The organism is Algoriphagus aestuariicola (genome assembly GCF_017254835.1).
GTDB classification, from domain to species: Bacteria; Bacteroidota; Bacteroidia; order Cytophagales; family Cyclobacteriaceae; genus Algoriphagus; species Algoriphagus aestuariicola.
Genome location: NZ_JAFKCW010000004.1, coordinates 226,581 through 248,703, shown reverse-complemented (window position 1 = coordinate 248,703; position 22,123 = coordinate 226,581). Strand labels below are relative to the sequence as shown.

The 22,123-nt window shown below is 46.4% G+C and carries 22 protein-coding genes; 7 read left to right on the top strand and 15 right to left on the bottom strand.

The window, feature by feature from the left end; genetic code table 11:
* Window positions 1-28: 28 nt before the first annotated feature.
* The 5 genes from J0A67_RS17270 to dcm all read right to left on the bottom strand — a co-directional run bounded on the left by J0A67_RS17270 (window position 29) and on the right by dcm (window position 4,844).
* Window positions 29-859, bottom strand: a complete 831-nt coding sequence (locus J0A67_RS17270) for an HNH endonuclease (RefSeq protein ID WP_206570645.1) — start codon at window positions 857-859, stop codon at window positions 29-31.
* Between the two features lie 94 nt (window positions 860-953).
* Entirely contained in the window at window positions 954-1,907 is a 954-nt protein-coding gene (locus J0A67_RS17265; protein WP_206570644.1) for a hypothetical protein, read from the bottom strand.
* A gap of 51 nt (window positions 1,908-1,958) precedes the next feature.
* A complete protein-coding gene (locus tag J0A67_RS17260; RefSeq protein WP_206570643.1) occupies window positions 1,959-2,387 on the bottom strand; it encodes a hypothetical protein in 429 nt (142 codons plus the stop codon).
* Window positions 2,388-2,422: 35 nt separating this feature from the next.
* Complete coding sequence (locus J0A67_RS17255; RefSeq protein WP_206570642.1) at window positions 2,423-3,643, bottom strand: type II restriction endonuclease; 1,221 nt, start codon at window positions 3,641-3,643, stop codon at window positions 2,423-2,425.
* Complete coding sequence (gene dcm / locus J0A67_RS17250; protein WP_206570641.1) at window positions 3,624-4,844, bottom strand: DNA (cytosine-5-)-methyltransferase; 1,221 nt, start codon at window positions 4,842-4,844, stop codon at window positions 3,624-3,626. The genes J0A67_RS17255 and dcm overlap by 20 nt, the downstream gene beginning before the upstream one ends.
* Window positions 4,845-5,198: 354 nt before the next feature.
* Here dcm and J0A67_RS17245 point away from each other — a divergent pair, with 354 nt between their 5' ends.
* Entirely contained in the window at window positions 5,199-5,375 is a 177-nt protein-coding gene (locus J0A67_RS17245) for a hypothetical protein (protein WP_206570640.1), read from the top strand.
* Here J0A67_RS17245 and J0A67_RS17240 read toward each other — a convergent pair.
* The gene (locus J0A67_RS17240) at window positions 5,362-5,538 is read right to left on the bottom strand and encodes a hypothetical protein (protein WP_206570639.1); all 177 of its coding nucleotides are present in this window, start codon (window positions 5,536-5,538) and stop codon (window positions 5,362-5,364) included. The two genes, J0A67_RS17245 and J0A67_RS17240, sit on opposite strands and share 14 nt — an antisense overlap.
* Before the next feature lie 421 nt (window positions 5,539-5,959).
* On the opposite strand from J0A67_RS17240, the gene J0A67_RS17235 reads away from it, so the two are divergent.
* Window positions 5,960-6,760, top strand: coding sequence for a 3'-5' exonuclease family protein (locus tag J0A67_RS17235; RefSeq protein WP_206570638.1), 801 nt, complete (start codon window positions 5,960-5,962; stop codon window positions 6,758-6,760).
* Between the two features lie 321 nt (window positions 6,761-7,081).
* Here the strand turns inward: J0A67_RS17235 and J0A67_RS17230 are convergent, their stop codons facing one another.
* The 6 genes from J0A67_RS17230 to J0A67_RS17205 form a co-directional block, all read right to left on the bottom strand.
* Window positions 7,082-7,879 carry a hypothetical protein gene (locus J0A67_RS17230; RefSeq protein WP_206570637.1) on the bottom strand — a complete coding sequence of 266 codons (798 nt, stop codon included), beginning with the start codon at window positions 7,877-7,879 and terminating at the stop codon, window positions 7,082-7,084.
* A gap of 450 nt (window positions 7,880-8,329) precedes the next feature.
* A complete protein-coding gene (locus J0A67_RS17225; RefSeq protein ID WP_206570636.1) occupies window positions 8,330-8,551 on the bottom strand; it encodes a hypothetical protein in 222 nt (73 codons plus the stop codon).
* A 406-nt stretch (window positions 8,552-8,957) separates the two neighbouring features.
* Entirely contained in the window at window positions 8,958-9,122 is a 165-nt protein-coding gene (locus J0A67_RS17220) for a hypothetical protein (RefSeq protein WP_206570635.1), read from the bottom strand.
* 44 nt (window positions 9,123-9,166) lie between these two features.
* A complete protein-coding gene (locus tag J0A67_RS17215) occupies window positions 9,167-9,694 on the bottom strand; it encodes a DUF6934 family protein (protein ID WP_206570634.1) in 528 nt (175 codons plus the stop codon).
* A gap of 549 nt (window positions 9,695-10,243) precedes the next feature.
* Window positions 10,244-11,227, bottom strand: a complete 984-nt coding sequence (locus tag J0A67_RS17210; RefSeq protein WP_206570633.1) for a TlpA family protein disulfide reductase — start codon at window positions 11,225-11,227, stop codon at window positions 10,244-10,246.
* Between the two features lie 797 nt (window positions 11,228-12,024).
* Window positions 12,025-12,186 carry a hypothetical protein gene (locus tag J0A67_RS17205; RefSeq protein ID WP_206570632.1) on the bottom strand — a complete coding sequence of 54 codons (162 nt, stop codon included), beginning with the start codon at window positions 12,184-12,186 and terminating at the stop codon, window positions 12,025-12,027.
* 130 nt (window positions 12,187-12,316) lie between these two features.
* Between J0A67_RS17205 and J0A67_RS17200 the strand changes: the two genes are divergently transcribed.
* The 3 genes from J0A67_RS17200 (at window position 12,317) to J0A67_RS17190 (ending at window position 15,293) form a co-directional block, all read left to right on the top strand.
* Entirely contained in the window at window positions 12,317-12,685 is a 369-nt protein-coding gene (locus J0A67_RS17200) for a hypothetical protein (protein WP_206570631.1), read from the top strand.
* Window positions 12,686-13,186: 501 nt separating this feature from the next.
* Entirely contained in the window at window positions 13,187-14,599 is a 1,413-nt protein-coding gene (locus J0A67_RS17195; RefSeq protein ID WP_206570630.1) for a dicarboxylate/amino acid:cation symporter, read from the top strand.
* Between the two features lie 61 nt (window positions 14,600-14,660).
* Window positions 14,661-15,293, top strand: coding sequence for a DedA family protein (locus J0A67_RS17190; RefSeq protein WP_206570629.1), 633 nt, complete (start codon window positions 14,661-14,663; stop codon window positions 15,291-15,293).
* Window positions 15,294-15,886: 593 nt separating this feature from the next.
* Here J0A67_RS17190 and J0A67_RS17185 read toward each other — a convergent pair.
* On the bottom strand, window positions 15,887-16,336 hold the full coding sequence (locus tag J0A67_RS17185; protein WP_206570628.1) for a hypothetical protein: 450 nt from the start codon (window positions 16,334-16,336) through the stop codon (window positions 15,887-15,889).
* 516 nt (window positions 16,337-16,852) lie between these two features.
* Here J0A67_RS17185 and J0A67_RS17180 point away from each other — a divergent pair.
* Entirely contained in the window at window positions 16,853-17,017 is a 165-nt protein-coding gene (locus tag J0A67_RS17180; protein ID WP_206570627.1) for a hypothetical protein, read from the top strand.
* Window positions 17,008-17,217, top strand: a complete 210-nt coding sequence (locus tag J0A67_RS17175) for a hypothetical protein (RefSeq protein WP_206570626.1) — start codon at window positions 17,008-17,010, stop codon at window positions 17,215-17,217. The genes J0A67_RS17180 and J0A67_RS17175 overlap by 10 nt, the downstream gene beginning before the upstream one ends.
* A gap of 258 nt (window positions 17,218-17,475) precedes the next feature.
* On the opposite strand, the gene J0A67_RS17170 is transcribed toward J0A67_RS17175, so the two are convergent.
* Both J0A67_RS17170 and J0A67_RS17165 read right to left on the bottom strand, forming a co-directional pair.
* Window positions 17,476-18,972, bottom strand: coding sequence for a SusD/RagB family nutrient-binding outer membrane lipoprotein (locus tag J0A67_RS17170; RefSeq protein WP_206570625.1), 1,497 nt, complete (start codon window positions 18,970-18,972; stop codon window positions 17,476-17,478).
* A 26-nt stretch (window positions 18,973-18,998) separates the two neighbouring features.
* On the bottom strand, window positions 18,999-22,085 hold the full coding sequence (locus J0A67_RS17165) for a SusC/RagA family TonB-linked outer membrane protein (protein WP_206570624.1): 3,087 nt from the start codon (window positions 22,083-22,085) through the stop codon (window positions 18,999-19,001).
* Between the last annotated feature and the right edge of the window lie 38 nt (window positions 22,086-22,123).

Sequence of the window (22,123 nt, the reverse complement as noted above, 5' to 3'; positions counted from 1 at the left end):
GGGAAAAGTAAGGAATTTTCAAGGGGATTCAATACCACTTAAAGTATTTCAGGGAGGGCGTTGTTCTTTTTTTACCTTTTGTCTGATTACAATTTCCACACAACAACTGTAAATTTGACACATCATTAAGCCCACCTTCCGCTAAAGGCACCATATGATCATAGTGGCGTTTGCTATTTGGACTAAGTATTCCCGAAATTTCCTTCAGACAAAAAGTACACTGTCCTTTGTCTCTATGAAATACAGCGTTTTTTGCCCATTGTGGTATGTGAGCTCTTTTAAGCGTCCCCTTTAATGTAAAGAGGGATTTGACATCAAAATCAGAATCCTCATAATCATTCAAGTACAGATCCAGACTTCCTGCCACTAGCTCATTGAAATCACTCATTAACCCTCTATTGTTAAAAATAACATAGAAAACTTCATCAGCTATTCGATTGACAACTTCCTCAAAATAGCCGGTGATTTGCACCTCTTCGTAATACTCCTCTAAATCGGAGAATTCTGGATTTGTTTTCCCATCTAGAAACTCGTCAAAAGACCAATTCAAATCAAACACAGAAAAGGCACTGTCAATGTATGGGCGAAACTTAAAATACGAATTCACCTCACAGCGTATCCAATCTTCCTCATCGTATCTTGTCATGTCTTCATAGAGGAAATCATGGATCACTGATCTGCAAAAATGGTGGAGAGCAGATTCTTTCTGATAAGGCAAAAAAATACTACTCCCTATATATTCCCTGAAATTGGATAAAAAACCAATTGTATCAGGATCACCTGTCAATATATTTGAAATGATATTTGAATAATAATAGGTGCTATAGAAATTGTTTTCGAAAATCTCAGAATTATTCATCTGCTAGAATTTTTGAAGCTTTCTAAAAATTCAATAGTATTTTTTAATTTCTCCTCTGTTCTTGAGTCTAAAGGGCCTTTGTTGTAGCTTTCTCTTATCTCTGTTGCTCCCAACGATCTAGTATGTTACTGACTGTAGCAAGACTGAAATGAACAGTCTCATCCTCTAACAATTGTGGCAATAGTGACACACATGGCAAAACATTTGCGTACTTAGTGTTCAAATCATCAAATGCTTTTCTAAAAGGCAATAAAAACTGCACTTCACTCCACAGAATAGGTAATATGGTGAAGTTAGGTTTTGAGCCATCTAGCATTTCGATTCTATGATGATGATTGATCATATTCACCGTTTTAGCTTCGATCTTTTGATTAAAGCGCGACTCCAGAAATTCTTTGAATATCTCAACATTCTCAATTTTAGAAGGATCAATTCCGTGCAAACTAACAAATTCTATCAATACTACATCTCCATTTGAATTATCTAGGAATTCAAAGTCTGCGCTTTTTGAATTTGCTAACTTTTTTTCGATAGAAAGTAAGTTAAAACGTGTCTTTTCTTTTTGGAGGATAAAATTAAGACCTACAATCTCACCTAAATAATTCATAAAGCTTGGATTGTTTTTGAGTTCAGGATTATCGTCAAAAGAAAAAACTATCTGTTTTGCAGTATTTTTAACTGAACTTAAAAACTTAGGATCTAAAGAAGCTAAAAGCTGCGATATCTCATCATGAATAAAGCTAATAAAAGACTTCGAATGCTGATCTCCTTTAGAGGCTGACATTGCCCAATCAAAAAGACAATGCGGCTGATTGATTTGCATATCGTTTTTAATGATCTGTTTTATCCTTAAATCATATCTGATGAGAGCTTTATCCATTTCCCTATCACCTATTCCAATCAACTTCGTTAGTGGTGAAAGTTGACTCATTATCAGCGATTTAATTTGATCAAAAGTTGATTGTGACATCCATTCTTTATTTATTACAAATCCTGTAGATTCTACTTTTAAATGATGCTTAGCAACAAGATTGAAAAGCTGTTGCACGCTTCCGTCGGAACTTCTCTTAAATTCTTGATAAATAAACTGTTATAGATTTTATAACGCAACTTTTTTTCCTGATCTTCCCTCGATAAAATTCAAAATAACAAAAACCACCAACCCTACAGCTAGCATCATCAAAAGGGCATTTCTGAAATTTAATTGCCAGAATAAAGATGAAATTATAGGACTGTAGACTACGGGAACTGTCCAAATACATCCTGATAAACAAGCAATTAGAGGAGAATCAATTTTCGCATCTGCATTTCCTGCACCCTCCCAAAAAAAATGAGGGATCGTATTTACGATCCAAAATGGGCTTGTTATGCCAAAACTTAAAAGGCACAGTTTAAATGAATCCACACTGAGGAACAATTCTCTCGAATACACGAAAAGGAAAAGCGCCCCTGCTGACACCGTCACGAAAAACGCCATTACCAGCGTCATAATAGACAAAGGAGACAGTTTACTAAAATCGAAAGCCATTTTTAACGGTAAAATTCAATTGATATGCTTGGTAATTAAGACACAATTAGCGCAAACTTACTCTTCACAAACCCAATAAAATCTTCCAAACACATCAATTCCCTTTGCTGATCCAAAGAATACGTTGGAACGATCGATTTTGGAATCACCAGCTGCACCGCTTGTACCCGCATCTCATCCGTTTGGTTTTTGCTGATAGCGGGCTCCAAGGTGATCAGATGCTTGGGGCTGATCCGGTCAGCCTCCGGTATTACCTGCCTCCAGCGATCCTTGGCAGTGGTCTTAAGTCCTAACATCGTCAGCTTTGAACTTGGGAAATCGAGATCAAAATACTGGGACACTCCCGGAAACAGAAAATCGGGCTTGTTGTTTCGCTCTGTCTTTGCACCTCGGGAATAGCTGATAGCATTCTGATCAAAAATCTCTGCCAAGTGATTTTCAAAAGCGTAGCCTGCTCTTGACTTTCGTTTGTTTTGGACGCTTAGGGAAAAGCTGATAAAATCATCCACGTCCATTCCGTCGGCCCCAAATCCCTTTCGCAACTTCTCCTGCACCTGATACTTCTCAAAAGTCCGGAAGAGCTTCTCTTCCCACTCCATCCAAGCCAACAAGGTCTCGTCAGGCGCTTCCACAGGAGAAGCCATCGTCTTCAAAGACTTACGGGCGTATTCGCTGAAAATAAGAGTAGCGGGGAGACTGGCCCCAAATCGGTGAAGCATTTCGGCTAGGTAGTCGGGTTCCTCCTCTTCTATCTCCAGTCCCAAGGAAGAAACGATCAGCTTCCCGGCGTAACCCAAATCGGATTTTTCCTCACCATATTCCTTGACCACAAATTTTCTTTCGGACTCTTCCAATCCAAACAACCACAACAGCTGGCTTTCGTGCGTCGAACCTTTAGGACAGATGATGACCAACAATTTCGATGCGGTTGTTTTGGCGATAATCATCATATCACCTTCCTGTGCCAACTGCATGGGTCCATTGGTATTGTAATAAATCCGATATTCGGATCTAGTGGGGTGCCGTTCTCGGGCATCATACCACGTCAGGAATCCGGAGGCAGAAACCTCCTGACTTTCGTCGTCAGGCAAGTATAAAAAGTCGGTTTCAAACGTCTGCCTTGCCGATCCGAAGATGTCTCTGAAACCAATCACCCCATTGAACTCGTGCTGATTGGATGTCTCAGGCTCAGCCTCGACGGCACTCAAGCGTTTCGCCCCGGCAGCGACAAAAAACTTAGAAAGGGGATTGGACATGGATCAGTTGTTTCTCTTTGATAACCTCCAATATCGACTTTCCCACATCCTGCATCAACGGCATTACAACAGAATTCCCGAACTGTTTGTAGGCTTGAGTATCCGAAACCGGAATTTTAAAATCCTCTGGATAACCTTGGAGCCTTGCACACTCTCTTGGAGTCAATCTTCTTGGGTTTTTGCCTTCTTGAGGAATCAAGATCTCCGAGCCGTCCTTATAATATCTTGCACTTAGGGTTCTGGAAACCCCATCGAAATTCACCAGACCAAATCCAAACCCATTGCCGGCAGCTTTGTGTTTTTTCGCATATTTCTGGAGATAATCCCACAGGTTATCGGTAAGCGTGTACTTGTCCTCGACCTGCTTATCCAAGATATCTTCCATTACCATCGGTGGATTGGCGGACATTTCCGGAAAAGAGAAATCCTCATTGCCATGGAATACATTTTTGTCGAAGCCTACAATTACAATCCGTTCACGGTGTTGGGGCGCATAGTACTTTCCGTCAAGTACCCGGTAGTGAATGTTATATCCCAGCTCCCTGAGCGTCTCGGAGATAATTTTAAATGTTTTGCCCTTGTCATGGGAAACGAGATTCTTGACATTTTCCAGCAGAAAAGCTTTTGGCCTTTTATGCTTAAGGATTCGGGCTATGTCAAAAAAGAGTGTACCCTGAGTTTCATCCAAGAAGCCGTGGCTTCTGCCCAATGCATTCTTTTTCGACACCCCTGCAATCGAAAACGGCTGGCATGGAAACCCACCGACCAAGATGTCATGGTCGGGAATTTCCGTCTCATCTATCTTGGTAATATCTCCGAATGGGACTTCACCAAAATTGGCTTCATAGGTTTTTTGGGCATAGTGGTTCCATTCACTGGTGAAAACACATTTGCCTCCCAGATTTTGAAAGGCCATTCTGAACCCCCCTATACCGGCGAAGAGATCGATAAATTTGAATGTCGGATTTTCTGGAGGGGGAAAAGGAACGTCCCATTTGATGGGCAGGTACCCTTGGTACCAAGGCTCTTCCACCAAGTCAACGATAGTCTCCGCATACCGGTCGGCTCCGGTTCTGTAATAATCTGCCACTCCGTTTTCAGCACTGTGCAAAAAATGGGTCAAATAGGCCAATTCGGACTGTTCCGGTTTTTTTACATCAATTTTTAGTTTTTTTCTAAGCTCAGAATATTTTACCGACATTGTTTATTTGGGTGTACTTACCCTCAAATATATTCCTTTGGAAAAATCTTACTTTACAAAAAGGAGTGCAATTGTAAAAAAGTGTCAATAAATGTCAAGTTACATGTCAACGACAATGAGGCGGCAGCCGTCAAAAGGTTATTGGTTGTGCAGGCCGAAAAATGACAATACCTGACTTAGGCAGGTTCCAGGCTCCCCCCTCTGGGAGTAGTCAAATTATCGTTTGGACTGAGTGAAGTTTGTCAACCCTACTTCCTGGCCCAAGGCTAAAATCTTTCACAGAAAGATTTCTTAACGCCTTGTCCTACTCGAATATCCAAACCAATTTTGAATTGGCCTGTCTTCCTAACCCGCATGCTGCCAGCAATAGATACTTCCTGTCGATACTTTTCGGGTGCACCGGGGACCTTGGTCTACCTCATCCCTTCACAATCCCACCCTGCAAGCTGGCCCAAGCCTAAAATCTTCTACCAGAAGATTTTTTACGGCTTGTCCTCTCTCCTTAAGGAGAAGGCGATCAAGCAGTGGTAGTCTCAGAAGTTCTGGTCGCCTGTCTGATCATAGCAGCTAGAGTTGAGCGGTGGTATTTGGCACCGGTCTTGGTCACGAATACTTTGGACTCTGTCTGGGCAAATACAGAACTAGTACCTAAGAGGAATAGAAAGAGAAAAAGATCCCGAAATGCTGAAATCATTTAGATTGGTTAAAGGATAGCAATGTGGTGGCAGTCAGTTGGTATCCCAAGAAAAGAATCAGTTAGTAGAAATCCAACCCTGCAGGCTGGCTCCTCACTAAAATGATCCAAAGGGATCATTTCTTAACGCTCTGCCCTCCTGTACTGGGTATTTTTGGGGTAAAAGAGAAAAATGTGAGGGGGAAGGGAGTTTTTTTTGGTGTGGCGGAAACTTTATTCTGAGATGGAATCTCGGGAATCGGCCGAGCTCAGAATCCTCATTGATCAAGCACGATTGAGAAATTGAACCGATGATTGGATTCCTGAACCTGGATATTCCTTTTGATATTTCCCTAGTTGAATCTCCCGTTACCTTTTATTAACTTAATACATCATTTCTAAACGACAGGATTAGATTTTTGGAAACCAGAAAGGTATCGGCATGATTTGGTTTGATGATTTATTTGACAAAGAAAAGACACCTACTTTTTCGCCTTTGGGAACATCCCCAGGCATGGAAAATGAGTATTGGTTTTTCAAAACTATTGAGGGCGCCCGGCCTGCTTACCTCAAATCTTATTTATCCTATTACAGGGAAAAGGGTATCACGTTTAAACCTCAGTATTTGAAGGCTATCGAGCGCCAAATAAGAAAGGGGGATTTTGAAAACCCCCACAAATTTCCGGATTACTTTGACGGTGAGTTTGATTTCATCAGTATGGCTTTTCAATTTGTCAATTCACCCCAGGAAATCGTCTGCAATGTGGGATTGGCTTTTGTGAAAAATGGAGAGCTTGTCCATTGGACTAACTACTACATTCTTCCCCCCGATGAGGAAGATGCGTTGCTTTTGCCAAAAGGCCGTGAGGTGAGACTTCATGAAATAGTAACTGTTCAAAACTTTAGGAGACTTTGGGATTCTACGCTATCAGAAATCTGCAATAACAATCTACTGGTAATCTATGATTCGGTAGTAGAACTGGGTATTCTTAAGACCTTATTTCTAAATTACGGGATAGAAAGTTTCAGCATTTGGTATACTGATGTCCTAGGCCTGCTTGAATTATCCGGGAATTATGAAAAATATGCACAGTTAGGCCGGGAAAGCGGGTTTAAAGTGAATCTTGGAGACAACGTGTGTGAAGATGCGGTGACCTGTGCGAATGTTTTCCATGAGCTTTCCAAAGGATATCCAAACTATCGAAATCATGTCCGCCACTTGAATCCGGGTAATTATCAATAGGAATTCCATTCGATACTAATCCTGTCTGGAATAGAGATGGGGACATTTTTCACACCGATTGGAAACGAGCTTACCCCCTCTAGGAGTAGTCAAATTATCGTTTGGACTAGGTGGGATTTGCCAGCCCTACATCCCGGCCCAAGTCTAATTCCGATCAATATCGGAATCACAGGAAGATTTCTTGACACTTTGTCCTACCCTAATATCCTTACCGATTTTTAATTGGCTTCTATGCCTCCCCCGCCCTTTGATCAGACAGTTTAACAGGATCAGATGAAACCGACCATCCTAAGTCTTCCCCCCCTACTGGTTGTTTGCTGGCTATCCTGTCTTTTTCAGCAAAACAAGCTCCTTTCTTGTCTCGCTACTATGCGTGTTGATTTTCCAAACTAAAGCAATAAAATAGCCCAGTATAGGCGAGATTCCATAACCCATAAACATAACCGGGAAATGCCCAAAGAATGGCGCGAGTAAACTGATCAAAAAATAAATACCCAAAGAAATAGACAACTGATCGTTCTTGGGATAGGGATATACAAATGGGACGACCAACAAAAGCAATGAAATAATTGACACAAAATACAAAGTCATGGAAATCTCTCTCGCCATAGCAGTGATAGTCTCTACATACCTTACTGGCTCTAGACCGTCCAAATTATGCCAAGAGTAGCCTATCACAAACAAGGCGAAAAACAAAAACGATAGGCCAATCTGTCTTCCCCTAGGTTTCTTAACGAGTAGAACATAGACTGAAACGGCAAATGCGGACACCAACGACGCATCTGGCTGCAATAAAAAAACAATCGTTACCAGGACGCTAAATGTAAGGGCAAAAGTACGGGTGGCAATCCTGGAAATCTGTATCAATATCAGAGGCGTAACCATCAGTCCAACATTAAGTTGCAGGGAATTGATATTTATCCAACGATGCACGTCCATCACTCCGCTACTAAAAAAAGTCCCTACCAGCAAAAGCGATAAAACAGCTAAAACAAGAATAGGATTGATGTCCGGCTGTGGAACTGGCTTCTTTAAAAGCAGCAGTGAAATGAAAGTTCCAAGGCACACAACAGCCAGATTCAATAGCCAAACCGCAGCAGGAACATCAAAATACATCATCGTATAAACCCCCACCCCTGTGGCCGGCAAGGGGACAAAAGGAATAAAGGGCATTATACGGTCTGCGGTCTTCTTTGAATTCATGTTTCAGGTCTAGTACTGTTTTCTTTAAGTCAAATCAAGAGGAATGGGCATAATCGACCACATTCTGGGAGTAGTCAAATTATTGCGGTGACTGGGTGGAATTTGTCAGCCCTACATCCTGGCAAAGGCTAAAAAGCCTCCCTGCATCCTGGCCCTTCGCTAGATTAGCCCGCCGGGGCGGGTTAATCCTTGACGCTCAGTCCTCACCGCACGAGGCCGGACGCTGGCCCGCTTCCTCCTGCGGCGGAAAGGTCCACGTCGGCCCCCCCCGCCTCTCCGATTGATGTTTTGTAATAGCAGGGCAAGCTTCAGATGCAAAGCCACACATCTGTTGTCCTATTGGGATTTACACCCTCAGTTACTCCCTCATTTGTCCCCAATTAGGCCGTTCAAGGAGAGAAATACTTGTCCATCCTCGGCAGTTGCGACAAATTCAAATCCGCATCCCTTGTCGGGACATCGGTGAATCTGAGTCTTTGCCAGCGTATGGCTTAGATCTGAAAGTATTTCAGTTCGAAGTCCGCAAACCGGGCAGGTTTGTGGCTGGTCAGAAGCGAGGAGCTGGTGATCGTATAGTGAGGTTTGCATAAGTAGCAAAATTAAGGAACGAGGGTGAATTGATGGGTTTACTCCGCTCTGAATGCCTTGACCGTCTATTTCTCTGTGTTCTTTTTTCTTGATAAAAAAGAACGAAAAAATCAAGACGCAGCAAAGCTCCTACCGCACTTGACCACCGCGCACCCCGCTGCTGCGTCGACCCAACGCACCCCTCCGAACTTTGATTTATCACCGCCGGTGGCGGAGAGGAGATGGGCTAAAGCAACATTTCTATTTAAGGAAGCAGCACCCCGCCAAATGGGTTATGGATTGTATTGATTGATGTGAGGCAACACTTTGCTAAGGCAGGGGCCAGTTGGCAGAAAGCAGTCCTATCCTAAAACAAAAAAAGAGCACAAGGCTCCTTTTGATTACAATTTATATCCGTTGAGTCCAGTCAAACGGGCAACGATTTTATATTTGCCAATATTTCTTTGGCACTGTCCACTTTTTGCTTGAAAAGCTCCTTGCCTTTCAGGGATGCTCCGATGTTTTGCAGCTCTTTTTTAGCTTTAACGCTGCTTTTAACAACAATGACGTTGCTATCAGTTTTTTTTCCCATGTTTCCTGTCCGTTTAAAAGCGACTTAAAACTCATCACTTTTTCCTATAAATCAAAACCCCTTTGATAAGAGTTCCCTGGTATATACTGTTCAAAATCAAGTTCTCTTGACTCCGAAAGGCCGAAGAAAATGTAATTCTTCACCAAGCTGCCGAAATTTTTATCCAAGAAATTACAGTAAATTCTAATTCTTTGATGCTGCTTTCTACAATTATCAGTACATCTTTTTATACAGGTAAGTCGGCATTTTTCCGGAAAGTCATCCCGGCTGTCACTACCTTGCACGATAAGCGCATCGCTTGGGTTTTGATCGAAGAAAAGCGGTATCGTGGATAAGACTGTATTGAGGATAATTCTCCCATCTCCCTTATTAGACACCTCGTCGTCAATCACCTGTCCTGTTTCGGCATTATAATCTCCGAAACCCAAGTTATAGACTTTTCTATCATCCCTTGTTTCGATAAGCGAATGCTCCACGATTTTGAAATTTCCACTTGGGGTCGCAAAACCATACAGGAATTGTTTCGGGTCCGAGGAGAGCTTGGTGAGTTCATAAGACGTACTTCCCGTCATACTGGCTGAATCTATCAGGATTCCGATTCCTTTCGAATCAGGGGGAAAGGAAAATCCGTATATTTGAAGTGTTAGATCTGATCAAGCCTCTTTCAGAAACGAAACGTAATCAGGTAAAAGAACTGGCCTGTATTCCTATGCGGGCCTTTTTTGTTTCCATCTGCGAGAAACTCGCATCGATTGGTAAAAACTGTTCTACTTGACCTCCGCTTTGGAACGAATGAGCTATTGATGAAAACTAATAAATTTTATTCGAAAACCACTCTGAACTTATACTTCTTTTGACGGCGAAGCTGATTTGGATAGTTTTTGGAAGAGGTATGTCAGATCAAGAACCTCCGCTTCCATTACTGCTACCGGGATGCGCATAATTACAAGGAATTTGGGAGTATGGTGGTCGCGAATCTCAGTGAAACGTCCTCCATGGCATTCGGTTTAGTGGTTTGTGGAGACACAAACCACCGGGAGGAAAGGCCTTGCACTACTCCGTGGACGCTCTCAATGAAATCTGCTACCAATCGATGATTTTTCTGGGGACCGCTTCGCAAATCACTTTTCAGCTGCCAGACGATCTAATAATTCGATGATTCCCGAGGATCCAGCGAGGCTTTCGGTAATCGTGCCGTTTTGATCAATCAGATGCAAAATCGGATATCCTGCAATCCCATAACTGGTTTCGATATCCCGACGATCCACAATTACTGGATTAGATAAGGGAAATTTCTCCAAGTATTTGACCGCTCTTTCTCTTGTATCAGAACCTAAAAATGTAAGCAGTGCTACCCCATTTTTCAACTTGAACTGCTCTTGGCTGATATGTTCTATTACCATCTGAGAATATCCACAGGAAATTGATCCGAATAAAAGTAGGGTTTGTTCACTCAGCTCTTTTCCGAATACAATCTCTTCCCCATTGGTGCCCCTCCCCTCAAAATGCGGTGCTGAAGTACCCTTTTCAAGGGCTTTCAATTTATCCACCCGCTCAAAATACTTCATAGAATACAGCTCCGGAGATGATGCCCGTGGGGATAAGGTATGCTGATCAAATTGGTATTCATCATATCGATAGGTGACGGTTTGAGTGAGTGCACCATCCACATAATTTCTTCGTTCAAACCGGGCGATTAAGTCATCAGGAGAAAGAAAGATATGGTGTTCGACCACAATTTGTTTTTCTTCATATACCCACTCTCTTTCTATCCGCATGAAATGGCCGTATTGCCTGTTACTTAGAGCCGTGTCGTTTAGATATTTCCATTCATGTTGAAGCAAAGAAATCGGACCATATTTATTCAAAAGGGAAGACTCCATGTAAGATTTTTGATTTTCAGATTTTTCATAGCGGTAGTATGCTTTTTCCTTATGCCTGACTTCGCTAAAAATCCCATCTTGATAAACCTCATCTACGTCCATTCTTGAAACAAGAAATTGGTAGTCCAGCAATCCAGGATTGAAAATTACGACGAACATCTTTGACGAATCCACGATATCCGCATCGGGAATTGGATAATAGGCAGTCTGATGATAGCTCACGGAATTGGCACTTTTGTATTGTTCTCTGGCTTTTTCCAGCCTATGGTCGGATTCTAGGAAGCTATATAACAAGAGCCCAATGGCCAAAATGAATGGATGCATGATGTTTTTAAACTCTAGGTCAAGGCTTCAATATATTTAAAAAATGAGATTTTTTTTGTCGAAAACTGATGATAGGCATGCCATCCAAAACTGAATCATGCCTAGCATGAGTTTGAATACGTTGAGTTGACGGCTGACTTGGTTATAGAAATTCGGGGTCTCGTGGAGTTTTTGAAGAGGGGTCTGTAAAGGCAGAAAGCTAATGCTTCGACGGGCTCAGCACAGGCGCTTCGACCTGCTCAGCACGGGAGTGAGAAGGCTGAAAAGGAGGAAATCGTTAATGCCAACCATAGGTGCTGTCCAGCCTACTGAGATCTAGGTACAGGCTTGATTAATGCTTTTTAGAACCTAAAAGGCTGTTTTCCTATTTGTCACTTTTTGTGGGGCAAAAAGTAACCAAAAACCCTTGGCCCCAGTCTTTACTTCCAATCGGTGGTGTTTTCTGATCCATCCTTTATTCCGTATCGATTGGATTTTTGGTCCTGCTCCAAACCTAAAAACAGGTGGATCTCCCCTCCCTACAACCTGGCCCAAACCTAAAACAGCCCACAGGGCTGTTTATTAACGGTTTGTCCGCACTCAGGAGCTAACCTGTTTTTTTACGGTTTTCCGCAGAACCAAAAACCGTAAATCCTGAAGGGCCGTCCCTCCCTTTGGAGTTTTGTGGTAGGCAGGCGTTTGTTTAACAATCCTGCCTAGGAAGTCGGGAAGACGAAAATGAAGAGCTTAAAGTGAGCGGAGCTGTTGTCGAGTTGTCCAACCTGTGAGATCTCTCCTATCGTCGAGATGGCCGGCAAAGAAGACTGAAGGCCAGATTTATAGTTGTCTAGGGTAGAGCGCGGAATCACAATAGGCATTGGGGTGGGTTGTGAATGCGGAGGCAGGTCGGACTAGGGTTTGAAATTTTAACTCCACACAAAACTATTTGACACCCTGTTTTAAAATCAAGTCTTTTTTTTCAGCTAGCTTTACCTGCAAATATTTCCTATGAGGGTTTTTGGGATCCTATTCTTATTCCTCAATCTGGCAATTGCGGTGAGCATTTGGTCCGGGAATATTCCCGTGGCCTCCAACCCTGACTCGCCTGCACCGGGTGAAATATTCTATCCCACCAATTTCCTTCAGCAAAGTATAAGCCTGGAAGTAGGCGATGGACTTCCATTTGGGTATGTACCCCAACGGCCGGTAGCCCGGACAGTCCAGTATTTTTTTGAGCCTCAATCCATCCCCAATCCCTATTCTGGATTGTCGGCATGCTGTATTCTGAAAGGAAACAACAAGCAAGGCTTGCCGATGGCGATCTCTATAAGCCTACCTGATTTTTTGACAGTGTGTCCCCACCACTGTTTCACTTAGTCACCGGAAAGCCCAGCCGCTCTTCTGGGTGAATCGCCCAAATCAATTGGAATAAAACCAGTTGCTTGAGTTTGCACGCTTACTCCCGGATAAAAAGAATGGGCTACGGCAGCTGCTAACCAACGGATATGGCAGTCGGCCCATCTTGCCAAGGAGGTCTAGGATAAGAATGTCTGTCCAACCAAACGCCAACTAGACAGGATGGCCTGAGCAATACCGGCCGGTCGCAAGCGGCCCTACCGAGTACAATGCTTCAGTTGGAAAAACTACGGACTTTCCCGATTGTGACTCATCCGGGGTGTTTCCTAAAAAAGGGGAAAATCACCTATCCATCTCCTGGTCTTGACGCGGCAACTCTCACTCCACTCCCGGATTCGTTCCTGGGCAGTCACTAAAAATCAAACCTGAAAACACGGATACGTCCCGTGTATTGCAATCTGCCAAAATCCCAAAATACCGCCGATCTCTGGTCCTGAAATCCATCTGTATTGCATTCTCCTTATGTCTCTTAAAAAATCAAACACGATCCTATATCTATTGGTGGCATTGGCCACCCAAGCGGCGCTGACCGGTGTATTGCACCTGCTATGGCCGGAGCTCCTCTCCGACGCACTCCTAATGGCCAGCAGGTGGCTGGGCTTGGTGGCCGTGGTGGGGTACTGTCTGAAAAAGGCATCCCTCACTACTTGGATATTCGGGAGCATGCTTATCGGAATCGCCATAGGGGTCGACTTTCCCGAACTGGCAATGAACCTGAAAGTGGTCAGCCAAGTATTTCTCAAACTGATCAAAACCGTGATTGCCCCCTTACTCTTTGGCACCCTGGTGGTGGGGATTGCGGGCCATTCCAACCTCAAGCAGGTTGGCAGGATGGGTTGGAAGTCCCTGCTGTATTTTGAGCTGGTGACCACACTGACTTTGATCATCGGACTTGTGGCCATCAACATCTCCCAAGCCGGAGTCGGGATCGAACTGCCTGAAGGTGAGGTACCCCTTCAGGGGACTGCGCGGGGTTGGCAAGAAGTCATCCTCCATATTTTCCCGGAAAACATTGCCAAGTCCATCTACGAAGGGGAGATCTTGCAGATTGTTCTTTTCAGTATCCTTTTTGGAATCGGGCTGGCACTGGTGAAGGACGGAAAGAAGAAGCAGCTGATGCTTTCGTTTACCGAGAGCCTGTCAGAGGTCATGTTTAACTTTACCCGGTTGATCATGTACTTTGCCCCCTTTGGTGTCGGGGCAGCCATTGCCTACACGGTGGGTGAGATGGGGCTTGGGATATTGGTCAACCTGTTTCATCTGTTGGCAACGCTGTATGTGGCTTTGTTGGGCTTTTTGGTGCTGGTGCTGCTCCCCATTGCCTACCTGCTCAAGATCCCTGTAATCAAATTTCTGAAGGCCATCTCTGAGCCTGTGTCCATTGCATTCGCGACGACCAGTTCGGAGGCAGCGCTTCCCAAGGCTATGGAAGCCATGGAAAAGTTTGGAGTTCCCCGGAAGATCGTGGCATTTGTGATGCCTACCGGCTATAGTTTCAATCTGGACGGCACCACGCTCTACCTGGCCTTGGCGTCGATCTTTGTAGCCCAGGCCGCTGGAATCCAAATGAGTCTGGAAACTCAAATCCTGATGGTATTGACACTGATGCTGACCAGCAAAGGTGTGGCTGGCATTCCCAGAGCTTCCCTGATTATCCTAATGGGTACTGCAGCGAGCTTTAACCTGCCCATGGCTCCAATATTTTTGATCCTGGCGATCGATGAACTGATGGATATGGCAAGAACCTCGGTCAATGTCATCGGCAACTGCCTGGCAACAGTGGTTATTGCAAAATGGGAAGGTGAATTTGGTCTGGAGACCGGCGAGGCCGCAGCCCAGCCTACCCCTCAACCTGAATTAATCAGAGAACTATGAAGGCTGTCCCGACCCTCTAGTCGGATTCCGCAGCGGGTTGAGAGATCCTAATCACAAAACTATGATTGAATTTATCCAGTCCATCTTAGAGTTGTTGAGTCCAGAGCTGATTATCCGTCGGGGTGGACTTATCCTTCTATTGGCGGTAATATTTACCGAAAATGGGGTGTTCTTTGGATTCTTTCTGCCTGGGGATTCGCTGTTGTTTTTGGCAGGAATGCTTTGTGGATTGCCGATCTTGGATGTAAGCATTCACCTGCTGGTACTCGCTCTTGCGATAGCGGCATTCGTAGGATACGCTGTATCGTACTATGTGGGATTTAAGCTGGGCAAATGGCTGCTTTCCCGGCAGGATTCCTTTTTTTTCAAAGCTAGCTATCTCAATATGGCCTCGTCCTATTTTGAAAAGCGGCAACATGGAGCGATTGTCATCGGTCGGTTTATCCCAGTCATCCGGACTTTCTTGCCGCTTTGTCTGGGTTTGATCAGGTCCGATTTTCGGGTTTTTATGGTGTACAACTTCATTGGTGCCTTGGTTTGGACATCCAGCCTGGTCTTGGCGGGGTATTTCCTAAAGATCATCTTTCCTGACCTGATCCACTATCTGGAATGGATCGTCGTTTCGCTGATCGTGGTCACCTCCATCCCGTTGATCAGACAGTTTCTCAAGATCAAGAGAGACCGTGTATCGTGAGTCATTTTCCCAACCAGACGCCACTGGATGTTCTATTTGATCGAGTCCGGCATCGATAGGTATCGTTGGAGAAGCAGGACAGCGGGAAGCAGTTCGACTCCCTACGGGGTCGGGATTTAGTTTCCTTGGGAATTGCCACGGGTTTCACCCGTGGTTATTGAGAAGTTTGACCCCTTCGGGGTCTGGTGAAGCAGGACAACTGGAAACAGCTCCGTAGGAGCGGAATCTTTGTAGCCCCGCCACGGCGGGCGGGCAGGAGTGCAGCGCAGCGGAACCCCTGGCATAAAAGAGAAATAATCCATTGCCTCCGGCGCAGGAAACATGGCAGCGGCAGCGAACTCAATGTCGGAGGACGGAGCTGTGACGCCAAATGGTTCAGTAGTCCGCTGGGACCCGCCTAGCGGCGAGGCAGGCACAGGCCGTGGGGGAGAAGTAAAAACCGTTGGGGCAGGCGCTCTGGAACCTCCATCGTTGATTTCTTTATGTTCTTTTTCTCCCGAAATAATCGGGACAGGCTTTGATGAAAAAGAACGATCAAGACGTGGCCCGCCCTGCAAGCTGGCCCTTCGCTAGATTAGCCCACTGGGCTAATCCTACACGCTCAGTCCTAACCGCACTCGGCCGAACGCCGGCCCGCTTCCTCCTGCGGCGGACAGGTCCACGTCGGCCCGCGCGCCTATCCGAAGTGGGATTTGTGTCCGCCAAAGGCCTGGGGCTTGGAGTCTGACCCCAAAGGGGTCCAACCATGAATAGCCGTGGGTGAGGCCTGAGGTACGAAGGCTGTAACCCACGGTAAAAAAGACAAAAATACCATTGACCTCCGACGCAGGAAGCATTGTGATAGCAGAAGAAAAAATACCGGAGGGCGGAGCGGTGACGCCAAATGGTTCAGTGGTCCGTGGGAACCCGCCTAGCGGCGAGGCAGGCACAGGCCGTGCGAGGAGGATTTGTGTCCGCCAAAGGCCGGGATCCGAAGTCAGGACCCAGAATAGGTGAATGCGTGCCGTAGGTACGGCCGATACCGTAGCGTGGGGTTTTAACACTAGGTAAAATGGATTAGAAGTTTCAACCTCAGCACAGGGATATGGATTGGAAAAGGCGGTTGATTTGGTAAACAATCCAGCATTCAAGCAACAGAGCTTTGGTGAAGCCTCAGGAACCTCGACGGTTGTTTTCTTTCATGTCCTTTTGGCTTGACCCAGGGCCGAGCGTTAAAAAAATACCCGGTGGGTATTTTTAGCGAGGAGCCGGGACGCAGGGGTGGAACCAAAAGGTCAAGACGTGGCAAAGCTCCTACCGCACTAGGCCAGACGCCGGAGTAACTTTGCCAACCCTACAGTCTGGCCCAAACCTAAAACAGCCCACCGGGCTGTTTCCTAACGGTTTGTCCCCCGAACGCGCCTATCCGAAGTGGGATTTGTGTCCGCCAAAGGCCTGGGGCTTGGAGTCTGACCCCAAAGGGGTCCAACCATGAATAGCCGTGGGTGAGGCCTGAGGTACGAAGGCTGTAACCCACGGTAAAAAAGACAAAAATACCATTGACCTCCGGCGCAGGAAACATGGCAGCGGCAGCGAACTCAATGCCGGAGGACGGAGCGGTGACGCCAAATGGTTCGATGGTCCGTGGGGACCAGCCTAGCGGCGAGGCAGGCACTGACCGGTGGAGAGGAATGTGGAATTGGGAAGCAGACGGAAAATGCCGCGGAGAATTTGAATGCAGGTAGAAGTAAAAACCGTTGGGGCAGGCGCTCTGGAACCTTCATCGTTGATTTCTTTAGGTTCTTTTTCTCCCGAAATAATCGGGACAGGCTTTGATGAAAAAGAACCCCTCCACGGCGGGCAGGTAAAAAATCAAGACAGGGCCCGCCCTGCAAACTGGCCTGCCGATACGCTGCGCGATCGGGACAGGCTCTCGCTAGATTAATCCACCGGGTTAATCTTTAACGCTCGGTCCTAACCGCACAAGGCCGAAAGCCGGCCCGCTTCCTCCGGCGGTGGGTAGGTTGTGAACGCTGAGACGACTCGCAGCGATACACAAAACAGGTAGTGGCGCGGTTGTATAAAGTTTAAAGTGGAGCGTTAAAAAATGGGAGGAATTCCGGCGGTGTCCGGCTGCGCTGGGATAGATAAAACTTGATTTGAATAAAAAAAAAGGCCCTCCAATTGGAAGGCCATCGGGAATCTACTCCTTGTCCCACCAGACTCGGGTGGTGAAGTCGTCTGAGCCCTGACGGGATACCGCTTGGCTGACATTCTGGAGGTTGGTGCTGTATTCTTCTCGGGAATAGGTCATTCTTCTGGGGATTTGTCCGTTGGTGGCATTTCCTGGATAGTTTACTGGAGTCAGTTTTGGGAAGCCGGTCTGTCTCCATTTGGCGTAACCTTCCCAATTGACGAGAAAGGTTGCCGCCCAATATTGCTCACCTATTAGTTCCATACCTTTCTCAGCACTAAAGGGGTTTTCTTTCAGATAGGTTTCGATTTCCCCAAACGATGGGACTTCGACCCCGAAAATAGCCCATTGTCTCATAGCGGCGGTAACTCCTTTTTCGTAATGCTCTTTTGGACTGCCGCTATGCCATCCTTTTAGCGCGGCCTCTGCGAGCATCAGTTCCACCTCCGCGTAGGTCAGATGGAGTGAAGGTGAATCCCATTGTCGCAGTGCCGGGTTGATGTTGGAGTAGGCATTGATGTCGCTACCGCCCGGATAGCCTTGGATCGTGGTGTTGTCGTAACCATTGGGTAGCCCCTGATGAGGTCCCCCGTTTTGTACCCAGCTGATGATGTCCAGCCGAGGGTCTCCATGGTCTTTGAGCCAGTTGACGAAAGTGGCGGACAATCGGATCCTGTCCCGGGTATTGAAGCCTGCATTGAACGGGTTTCGGTGGCCTCCAACTTGATGGGTGACTCTTGCCAAGTCTTCATTGCTGGTCATCACTCCACCGTTGATGGCCTTTTTCGCCCAACTTTCGGCCTCGCTTGGATTTGCTTTGGAGATTCTCAGTGCCAGTCTAAGCATCAGGGAGTAGCCGAATTTTTTCCATTGTTCGAGGTTTCCAGCATATAGGATATCATTGTTGCCAGGACCACCGAGAGCGGAATCAAAGGAGTTGACCGCTGCATCCAGTTCTTTGAACATGTCCATATAGATTTCCTCTTGGGAATCATAGCTAGGAAACCATTGATTGCTGATGTATCCCATGCCTGCTTCAAAGTAAGGCACATCTCCATAGATGTCAGTCAGCCGATGGGCTGACATGACCTTCCAGATCCTACCAATGGCGTGAAAGTTTACCGCAGCCGGGTCGGAAGCAGTCCGATTGACATAGTCGGCGATGTTTCGGTATTCATTGATGTAGGCCTCTTCGAAAAATGCAGCTGCAAACAGCGGGTCGTTTAGGTACTTGTCACCCGGAAGGAATACTCCGGAAACGGGGCTTTCCAGGTCTGCCATTTGCTGGATGGATGAAAAACAATACCCCAGTGATGTTCTAAAGATCTCATGGGCTCCCCCGGTAAAGCTGAGCTGCATATTGGTGAGCTGAATGCCATAGGCCAGGTCGTTGATTGCGTTTGGATTGTTGTTCAGTTCTTTGAGATCCTCTACGCATCCTATGCTGAAAAACAACGCAAAAGCTGGGGCTGCCAGTTTACTGATGTATTTATTGCTTAGTTTCATTTTTTTGTGATTTCGGGTTCTAAAGCTTAAAAGGACAGGTTGAGGTTTACACCATAGCTTCGGGTTTGCGGAAGCTGGAAGAAGTCCATCCCTTGGGCATTTCCTTCGTTGTAAGTGGACTCGGGATCGATGTTTTCGACTTTGGAGTGGAGCAAAAGCAAGTTTCTTCCCACGAGCGACACCTTTCCGCTTCTGATTTTCAGTTTGTTGAGCAGGTGGCTTGGCAGCTGGTAGCCGATGGTCACTTCCCTGAGCTTCACGAAGTCGGCGTCGTAGATGAACTCCTCTGCGATTTTGTTTCTTATCTCGTTGTAGTAGGCTGATATGTTGCTTGCAGGGATGTCACCGATGCCATTTTCCCTTCCTACCAACGTGTTTTTGTGCATCCCTCTTCTGTAAAGCCAGGAATTGGTTCCGCTGAATATCACCGCTCCCATTTTGTAGTCAACCAAAAATCCGATGTCGAATTTTTTGATGGTGAAGCTGTTGGTAATACCTCCAGTCAAGGGGTGGACACCTGATCCAAATGCGACCAATCCTGACTCGTCGTCACGCAACGGCAGTCCCGAGGCATTGTGCGTGATATTTCCTGAGGCATCCCTGAGGTATTGGTAGCCTGTCACCTGGCCGTATGGGAGCCCTTCGATATTGTGGATATAGGCGGTTTGGGCTCTGTTTTGGTCCAACTGCAGCCATTCGTCGTGGACTTCCGGATTGATCAGGCTAAGCACTTCGCTTTTGTTGTAGCCCAAATTTAAGGAGGCATTCCAAGTGAAGTTCGGTTTGGCTATAGGTGTACCGTTGATCAGGAGCTCTATTCCTTTGTTGCTCACTTCGCCCACGTTGACTTGCGCCGAGAGATATCCCGATGTCCTTGAGATCGTGGCAGGTAGGATGTCGTCTTCGGTGATTCTTTGGTAGACCGTGAAATCTATTCCCATTCTGTTGTTGAAGAATTGGGCCTCAAAGCCCAGCTCTACTTCTGTGGCCAGTAGGGGTTTCAATTCGGAATTCGCCACGAAGTTTTGCGTTATGCCCCCTTGAGGAACCCCGTTGTGGGGCTGGCCCAGCGAATAGGTTTGGTTAAGGACATAAGGGGACGTGTCACCACCGACCTGAGCCCAGGCAGCGCGCAGCTTTAGGTAGTTTAGGAAGTCAGGCATGTCCACCAGCTCAGACAACACTGCGCTGGTGCTGACCGAAGGGTAGAAAATCCCCCTGCCATTGAGTGTGCTAAACCAATCTTGTCGTCCGGTCAGGGTCAAAAACAAGACCGCGTTGTAGGAGACTTCCGCCAATCCGTATACCGAGTTGATTCCCTTCGAATATTGATCTACCGAGCCGGTTCTCCGGATGGTGTTGGAGAAGCTGTTGAAGAAAGGGATTGCAAAGTCGTACCCGTTGGTGCTATTGCTGTAACGCTCCTGCACCATTTTGGACGCACCAACCATCAGGTTGTACGCCAAGCCATTTTTGAAGGAATAGTTGGAACCCAGCATGATATCACTGTTGATCTCATGGTGTTTGGTCTGGGATTGCTCGATATAACCCAGTGGTGCTTGGGCACTTCCATAGGGGTGCATATTTTCATAGCTCCTATTCCATTGGTCGATGCCGGTACGCGCGCTCAGAAACAGCCAATCGGTGAAATCATAGGTCAGACTGATGTTACCCAGCACCCGGGTGCGCTCGCTTGCGTTTCTTTTTTGATAGGCGCTGAAGTAGGGATTTTCGAAATAGACTGTCTGGGCGGGCATAAATTCAGCCCCGTTGTCGGGTCGTGCTCCCAGGCGATTTGGGTCGCCCTTCAGGTCCAAGACATTGATCGAAGGGGCCAAGCTCCATACCGTATAGTTGACATTGCTTACCAAATCTCCTTGTGCCGGTGGATTGAGGACGTTCTGATAGATATAGCTTCCACTCGCTTGAAAGGTGAGTTTTTCGTTCACTTTTCCTTGAGCATTCAGCGTGAAGTTGTTTCGATCCATCCCAGAATTAGGCACAATGCTCTTGTTGCTGAGGTCGGAGGCTGAAAATCGAAAGCCCATTTTCTCAGTGCCTCCCGTGAGGGCTATGGTGTTGGTAAATGTATGCCCCACCTCGTAAAATCTGGCAAAATTGTCGCCAGTGTAGGAGTAGGGTCTTTCCACCCCATCAAATTGGATAACGGGAGTTCCGTCGAGTTTTGCTCCCCAGGCGGTATCCCCTCCGGCCAATGCTTCGGCTAAAGTGGTCGGTTTCTTCCCGTTCAAACCGTGACCGTACTCAGTTTGGGTATCAAGCCGGTTGATTGCTTTGTCAACGACGAAGTTGGAATTGACCTCCAGTCGCAGCCCTTCCTTGCTTGAGCCGCTTTTGGTAGTAATCAAGATGACGCCATTGGAAGCCCGGGAGCCATATAGCGCGGCAGCAGTGTTGCCTTTGAGTACGGTCATGGTTTCGATGTCGTCTGGATTGATGTTACTGATTCCATCCCCTTGGTCCCGGCCTCCCCACATTCCTGCCGAGCCCAGGTTGCTGTTGTCCATGGGGATCCCGTCGATCACATAGAGCGGCTGGTTGTTTTGCGTAAGCGAGGTCGCTCCCCTGATCACCACGCGTGAAGAACCGGCTGGTCCGGATGATATGTTGCTTACGTTTACTCCGGCAACTTTCCCCGCCAGGCCGTTGGCGACGTTGATTTCCCTCGCTTGGGTAAATCCATCGCCTTTCAGTTCGGAAACGGAATAGCCTAGGGCCTCTTTTTCCCGCTCGATTCCCAGCGCGGTGACGACTACCTCGTTGAGGCTTTGCTCGTCTGATTTGAGGAGTATATTGATTTCGGTCTGGTTTTTTACCGCTATCTCAAGAGTCTGAAAGCCGATGAAGCTGAATACCAAAATATCGCTTTCCTTGGCGCTTACTTGGTAATTGCCGCCCAAGTCGGTCACGGTTCCTTGGCCCGTTCCCTTGACTAGCACGTTGACTCCTGGCAAGCCCTGTCCATCATCGGCCGTTACCTTTCCCCGTATCGGCGACTGAGCCATCGCGATAGGGGTTAATAACACTAGTAAAATTAATCCCAGCATATTCCTCCAGAAATGCTGATTGATCAAGCTGTGCGGGTGGTTCATTTTTTTGGATTTATTGGGTTAGAAGTGGAATTGTTTTT